Source organism: Mesorhizobium sp. M7A.F.Ca.CA.002.05.1.1 (assembly GCF_003998335.1).
Taxonomy (GTDB): Bacteria; Pseudomonadota; Alphaproteobacteria; order Rhizobiales; family Rhizobiaceae; genus Mesorhizobium.
In genome coordinates, this window is record NZ_RZQI01000328.1 from 1 (window position 1) to 6,033 (window position 6,033).

6 protein-coding genes and 1 pseudogene are annotated in these 6,033 nt (G+C 59.4%); 2 read left to right on the forward strand and 5 right to left on the reverse strand.

Annotated features, from left to right (window positions below; genetic code table 11):
* The 5 genes from EN939_RS17580 to EN939_RS17600 all read right to left on the reverse strand — a co-directional run.
* The coding region (locus EN939_RS17580) for an electron transfer flavoprotein subunit alpha/FixB family protein (protein WP_164751050.1) at positions 1–847 on the reverse strand (847 nt) is incomplete at its 3' end.
* A gap of 16 nt (positions 848–863) precedes the next feature.
* A complete protein-coding gene (locus EN939_RS17585; protein WP_063169390.1) occupies positions 864–1,715 on the reverse strand; it encodes an electron transfer flavoprotein subunit beta/FixA family protein in 852 nt (283 codons plus the stop codon).
* Between the two features lie 188 nt (positions 1,716–1,903).
* Positions 1,904–2,281 carry a nitrogenase stabilizing/protective protein NifW gene (gene nifW / locus EN939_RS17590; protein WP_063169389.1) on the reverse strand — a complete coding sequence of 126 codons (378 nt, stop codon included), beginning with the start codon at positions 2,279–2,281 and terminating at the stop codon, positions 1,904–1,906.
* Between the two features lie 179 nt (positions 2,282–2,460).
* On the reverse strand, positions 2,461–3,672 hold the full coding sequence (nifS, locus tag EN939_RS17595) for a cysteine desulfurase NifS (protein ID WP_063169388.1): 1,212 nt from the start codon (positions 3,670–3,672) through the stop codon (positions 2,461–2,463).
* A gap of 347 nt (positions 3,673–4,019) precedes the next feature.
* The gene (locus EN939_RS17600; RefSeq protein ID WP_029356570.1) at positions 4,020–4,340 is read right to left on the reverse strand and encodes a HesB/IscA family protein; all 321 of its coding nucleotides are present in this window, start codon (positions 4,338–4,340) and stop codon (positions 4,020–4,022) included.
* A gap of 210 nt (positions 4,341–4,550) precedes the next feature.
* On the opposite strand from EN939_RS17600, the gene EN939_RS17605 reads away from it, so the two are divergent.
* Both EN939_RS17605 and EN939_RS17610 read left to right on the forward strand, forming a co-directional pair.
* Positions 4,551–4,874, forward strand: a complete 324-nt coding sequence (locus tag EN939_RS17605) for a hypothetical protein (protein WP_126066777.1) — start codon at positions 4,551–4,553, stop codon at positions 4,872–4,874.
* Positions 4,875–4,925: 51 nt separating this feature from the next.
* Positions 4,926–5,957 (forward strand): annotated as a pseudogene (locus tag EN939_RS17610) (hemin-degrading factor); the annotation flags it as partial.
* Positions 5,958–6,033 lie beyond the last annotated feature (76 nt).

Sequence of the window (6,033 nt, forward strand, 5' to 3'; positions counted from 1 at the left end):
GCATCCAGCCCTTCTGGACCAAGGGGCGCGAACAGCCATGCTCGGCGCCGATCGCTCGGGCAAGATTCTTCACAAGCTGAAGGTTCTCCGCCGCTCCGAGACCGAGGCCTCCCGCAACCACGACATCCGCATAGGCAAGATTTGCCATTGCCGACTGGTTATCCGGTAGGAAGCCGAGGACTTTGGTGACGATATCGTCCTCAACGAGCGACAGCTTGTGCCGCATGACACGCCCGACCGGCTTATCCACCCGTTGCGGCATAGGCATGACCCTTGGTCGCACCGTCGCCATTTGCGGCCGGTAATTTAGTGTATAGATCGTACACAACAATGAGCCACCAAAAGTCGGACGGGTCGCGGCGAGTGAACCGTCGGAATCTACATCAAGTTCGGTGCAGTCGGCCGTGAGCCCCGTCTGCAGGGTCGTCGCTACCGAGCCTGCAAGATCCCTGCCCAGTGTGGTCGCGCCGAGAAGGAGGATTTCGGGTTTATGGGTATTGACCAGATCCGTGAGCGCCTTGGCGAACGGCTCGTTCCGGTAGTCGGCGAGCGGCGGCGCATCGACGATGTAGACAAGATCCGCCCCGTAAGCGAAGGCCTCGGCAACAGCGTCCTCGACCATCTCGCCCGGCGGTCCCAGCACGACGCCCGCGAGCTGGACTTCAAGCTTGTCGGCTAATTTGCGGCCTTCGCCCAGCAGTTCGAATGATACAGGATGCACATTGCCGCGTTCGAGCTCGAGGAAGACCCACACGTGCCGGTAGTCTTTGAAACGGTCGGGAAGTTCTTTCTTTACACCGGCACGGCCGGGGGCAATGCGAGGGGTAGTTTGGCTTGCGGTCGACATTTTCTGCTCCTGGCCGTCACGTGCCGCTGTTGAAGGCCAGCTCATGTTCCAGCGCCGGCCGGCGGGTTAAGATATCGGCGATGAGTTCATCGGCTATGTCCTGCAAGCCCCTTTCCGCGGTGTCGATCTGCGCCGCCCTTTCTGCCCGTGCGGTGGGGGCGAAAACACGCTTGACGACTGTAGGCGAGCCACGCAGACCGCACCGGGTGAGATCGTCAATGCCGGCGTCGGCTGCAGTCCACTTCACGACTTGGCTGCGCGCCGCGCACAGAGCCTGCTGGAGCGAGCCCCGGCGGATTTCGTTGGTGTCTTCCAGCATGGTAATGAGGCAAGGGAGTCTGCTCTTCAGCAACTGGGTGCCGCCTTCGGCGCGACGAGCGACTTCGATCTCTCGCGTATCGAGATCGATGGAGGCAATCTTCGCGACATAGGTAAGTTGCGATAAATCTAGGCGCTTGGCTATGCCCGGTCCGACCTGGGCGGTATCGCCGTCAATCGTCTGCTTGCCGGTGAAGACGATGTCCGGCCTGCCGAAAGTCTCCCCAATTTTTGCGATTGCTTGCGAAAGAGCAAAGGAAGTCGCCAGCGTATCGGATCCGGCAAAATAGCGGTCCGTCAAGAGAACTGCTCGGTCAGCACCGTAACCGAGCGCCTTTCGCAGCGAGTCCTCCGCCATGGGCGGACCCATTGTGAGCACAGTAACCTCGCCACCATGAACGTCGCGCAGTTTGAGCGCTTCTTCGAGGGCGAACAGGTCGTAAGGATTGATGATGGTCGGAACACCCTGACGCATGATCGTGTTCGTCACCGGGTGCACGCGGATCTGTGCCGAATCCGGCACCTGCTTGATGCAGACTACGATATGCATTGGCGGTTTCTCTAAGCTCCCAGTCCGGATTCGTGCTTGGCGGTTCACCTCATTGCCTGCATCGTTCATGCCAAGTCGTCTTCCTGCCTCTATTCCAGAAGGTGGCTTCGTTTGCTTCCGAGGAGGCGTCATGAGGACTGGATTTGTCGACTTCTCGACATTGTCGCGTCGCAGCCGTGTCGGGCTCATTACTTTCCGAACCGCTTCAGTGCAGAGTCGAGCGGGACGAAGGCGCGGCCAGGTGCGGGACATATGTTTGGATCGTGGTCCCTTAGCACCTTGAACACACGTTGCGTGAGCGGCGAGGAAGTCGCGAAATCTTCGTAGGCGCGTTCCAGCTTGGCGCGCACCCGCGCGGCGATTACCTGGTTAGGCAGACCGGAGAAATCTTCTTCGGCAAGGTATTGGCCCACGCGCTTCATGATATGGAGCCGCGAGACATTCATCACTTTCGGGTCGTAGGAGACGTCAAGGCAGGCGAAGAAGTCCTCCGCGGCCGACAGGCCCTTCAGTCGCGCTAGGATATCGGTGCGATCGATCGGGCGGCTATCAGCGGAGCAGTTCATTGTATTCTCCCGGCGCGAAATTGTGGTGTCGATGCATTGGTGACATTGCTGACGGCGTGCCGACCTCTGGCACGGCGGCTGGGCAAGAGACTTGGCGATCTCAAGCTTTTCTGAAGTGGTGAAGGCGACCCCGAGTTTAACTGCTCTCCTTGCGCAGGGTCGTCACGTTGAGGAAGACCTCACGGCTCGTCGGCTATTGTGCCGCTCGGACCCGGGCCGGAATGAAGCTGTTCTGCACCTCGCCCGCACAGTCCAGCACTGGGAACGGCCCGTAGCTTCTCGGTGATCGCAGGCAGGACCTCAAGCACGCGGTCTACGTCATCTTCGCCGTTGTCACGCGACAAGGAGAAGCGGACTGCCCCACATGCCGCGTTCATAGCGATCAGAACATGGCTCGGTTCCAGTGAGCCAGAGGCACAGGCGGACCCGGCGGAACAGGCGATTCCCAGCCGGCTCAGGACAATTGGAATTGCATCGCCTTCGATACCTTCGAATCCAATGTTTGCAGTGTTTGGCAATCGCTCTTGCGGATCGCCGTTGATGGATGTGTTTGGGATGCGCTGGATGATCCCGTTCTCAAGGCGGTCGCGCAACCATTTTATTCGTTTTGTCTCGTCCATGAATTTCAAGGCGAGTTCGGCCGCCATGCCCAGTCCGACTATGCCGGGTGTGTTTTCAGTGCCTGCACGCCGGTCGCGCTCTTGGTGCCCACCCTTGATCATGGAGGAGAAGCGCACGCCACGTCTTACATAAAGCGCGCCTATCCCCTTTGGACCATGCAGCTTGTGGGCGGAGAGCGACAGCATGTCGATCGCGGTCGATTTCAGCTCAATCGGAAGCCTTCCGACCGCCTGCACTGCATCAGTGTGGAAAAGCGCGCCGACTTCCCTGGCTAGATCGGCAAGCTTAACCACGGGAAAGATCGTACCGGTCTCATTGTTCGCCCACATTATCGAGACGATTGCCACTTGTGGGGTGAGGGCGGTTCTGTAGGCGTCCAGGTCGAGCCGGCCGTAGTGATCGACTGGGATAATGTGCACCTTGACGCCGCGCGTCTTCTCAAGGTGCGCGCACAACTTCAGAACGGCCGGATGTTCAACCGCGGAAGTCACTATTTCCGTTCGGTCGGGCATCACCTCCAGCGCCGAAAGGATGGCTGTACTGTCGCTTTCAGTCCCGCCCGAGGTGAAGATGATCTCGTCCTCGAATCCCGCGCCGATGAGGGCTTGCAACTGTTGCCTCGCCTTTCTCACGGCTTCAGCAACCGATGCGCCATAGGCGTGCATGGACGAATGATTGCCAAATTGCTCCGTAAAGAAAGGCAACATCGCTCCAACGACTGCAGGATCAACCCGCGTCGTTGCGTTGTTGTCGAGATAGACAGGGTTCATGGGAGTGATCCTTCAACTGCTGAAATGATTCAAGGGTAGTCGGGCCATTGAACCTCTGGCGCATATCGTATCTGGTAAGGTGGGCGGCCGGGGGAGCGATGGCTTGGCTGACCGGTCGCTGTCGACATTGCCCTTTGGTGGCGGCATCCGCCGGGAATTCAGCTGTTTCGGGCAATTTTGTTTGCTTGCCCACGGCAACGATCGATGATCGCGATTTGGTGCATCACCGAACGCAATTGTTCCGGGCCGACAGTGCGTGTCGGCCGGTTCCAGAGCGCCGGCGGTTACCGGTTCGACGCAGTATTCCTTGGCGTCGCTATAGTCGAACATAGCCTGTTCCCTCGCAATCATTTGCAGGACTTGCCGCAGCCGCACGTCTCACGCGCATTGGGGTTATCGAAAACAAAGCCGGATGTTTCGAGCCCAGTGACGAAGTCCACGGTCATGCCGGCGGCATGGGGTTGGGAGCCTCTATCCATGAACACCTTGAGCCCATCTCGCTCGATGATCGCATCGCCCTCACGTGAGACGCTCTCCAGGCCCATTGAGTATTGGAAGCCGGCGCAGCCGCCGGCATGGACCATGATGCGAAATCCTTCCGCCGGCTCGCTGGCGCGGTAAAGAGCGGCCTTGATGGCGGCAACAGCGTTGTCGGTGAGCGTAATCATGGCTCGATTTCTCCTCGGTCCGGCGTTTTCGTGGATCATCTCGCATGGACCGTGCCAAAGGGAAGACGTGTCAAAAACCGTAGGACATCCCGACGTCTCTTATGCTCGATTGCTGGGGAGACGTCCGACAACCGACACTTACTGTCGGGTTTGTCGCGTCCGCGTCACAGGAAGGGCGCCTGAGTTCGCGATGCACTCACGCGTAAAGCAATGAACAGAGCCAAAGATGTTCAGAGCTTGCCGCGGAGCAACTGGCACGATTTTTGTGAAGCCTTCGTTGCGGCGGCAAAATTGCCGGCCGATTCACCTTTGGGTTGCCCTCGCAATCGAAGAACGAAGGAAAGCAATATGATCCATCAGACCCGCCTTGGTGGGAAAGCAGCACCGCCGGTGGTACCCGAATGCTCGATCGGCCGATTGGCGCCGACCACCCAACAATCGCTCGCTACCGGCGATTGGCCGCTGACCGCCCGGAGACAGGATTCGACTGGCATGTGCCTGACGATCGATCGCGTCCGCCGTGCACATCCCTGAGGCCCGTTTTTCGATCGATCGTCAAAAGAAGAACGGGGCAGGGGTAAAAACATGGATCAGCGCAAGAAGCGGTCGCCCAACGAAATCCGGCGTGCGTGGGAAGTCTGTCCGAACATTCCCGCGCGTGATTTCGCCGCCCAATTGGCCATTTCGGAAGCGGAACTGGTCGCGGCCCATTGCGGTTTCGGCGCGGCACGCATCGACCCGCGCGTCAATCACCTTCTGACGGGCCTCGAATTCGTGGGCGAAGTGACGGCGCTGACCCGCAATCAAGGTGCCGTGCACGAAAAGATTGGCGTCTTCAACAGAGTGATAACCGGCAACAATCACGCCATGGTCCTTGGTGACGAATTCGACCTTCGCGTCTTCCCGCAGGCTTGGAGGTATGGTTTCGCTGTTGAAAGGCGCCATCGCGGCGGAATCCAGCGCAGTTTGCAATTCTTCGACGCCGCCGGCGCAGCAGTGCATAAGGTGCATCTCAGGCCGGTCTCCAACCTTCATGCCTATCGAAAGCTGGTGGCCGAGCTCGTATCCGCCAACCAGGAGCCGACCATGTCGCTTAAGGCGAGAGTAGCCGACCTGGGCGCGAGGACTGCGGACTGGGCCGGCACGGTGGACGACCTACGCGAGTACTGGAGCCGGCTGACTGACGTCAACCTTCTAAAGACGCTCAAGCTCAGCCGCTGCCAGGCTTTGCGCATGGTCGGCCAGGATTACGCTTGGCTGCTCGACAATGCCGCAGTTGGCGCCGTGCTCCAGCGTGCGGCCGAAGACGAATTGCCGATCATGTGCTTCGTCGGCAACCGAGGTTCTATCCAGACCCATTCCGGCTTAATCAAGTCGGTCAAGCAGATCGGGCCGTGCATCCATGTGCTGGACGAAACGTTCCGGCTGCATCTCAGGACCCACCAAATCCGTGAGGTTTGGGCCGTGCGCAAGCCGACCAATGACAGTCACGTCACCTCGCTCGAAGCATATGGGTCCGACGGCAAGATCATCATCCAGTTGTTCGGTGCGCGCAAGGAAGGCGAACGCGAGCGCGACGACTGGCGGGTTCTGGCGGAAAACCTGCCTCGTTTCCCCGACAGCTACATGAGAAAAGACCGATCGTCGTCGGTGGGACGCCGGCGCCCATCTGCCTCCGCAGCCAGTAGCCGGG

Excerpts from the sequence above, each read along its gene's own strand:
- EN939_RS17585 (WP_063169390.1), bottom strand. The coding sequence starts at position 1,715 with ATGCATATCGTAGTCTGCATCAAGCAGGTGCCGGATTCGGCACAGATC.
- nifW (WP_063169389.1), bottom strand. The coding sequence starts at position 2,281 with ATGAACTGCTCCGCTGATAGCCGCCCGATCGATCGCACCGATATCCTA.
- nifS (WP_063169388.1), bottom strand. The coding sequence starts at position 3,672 with ATGAACCCTGTCTATCTCGACAACAACGCAACGACGCGGGTTGATCCT.
- EN939_RS17600 (WP_029356570.1), bottom strand. The coding sequence starts at position 4,340 with ATGATTACGCTCACCGACAACGCTGTTGCCGCCATCAAGGCCGCTCTT.
- EN939_RS17605 (WP_126066777.1), top strand. The coding sequence starts at position 4,551 with ATGAACAGAGCCAAAGATGTTCAGAGCTTGCCGCGGAGCAACTGGCAC.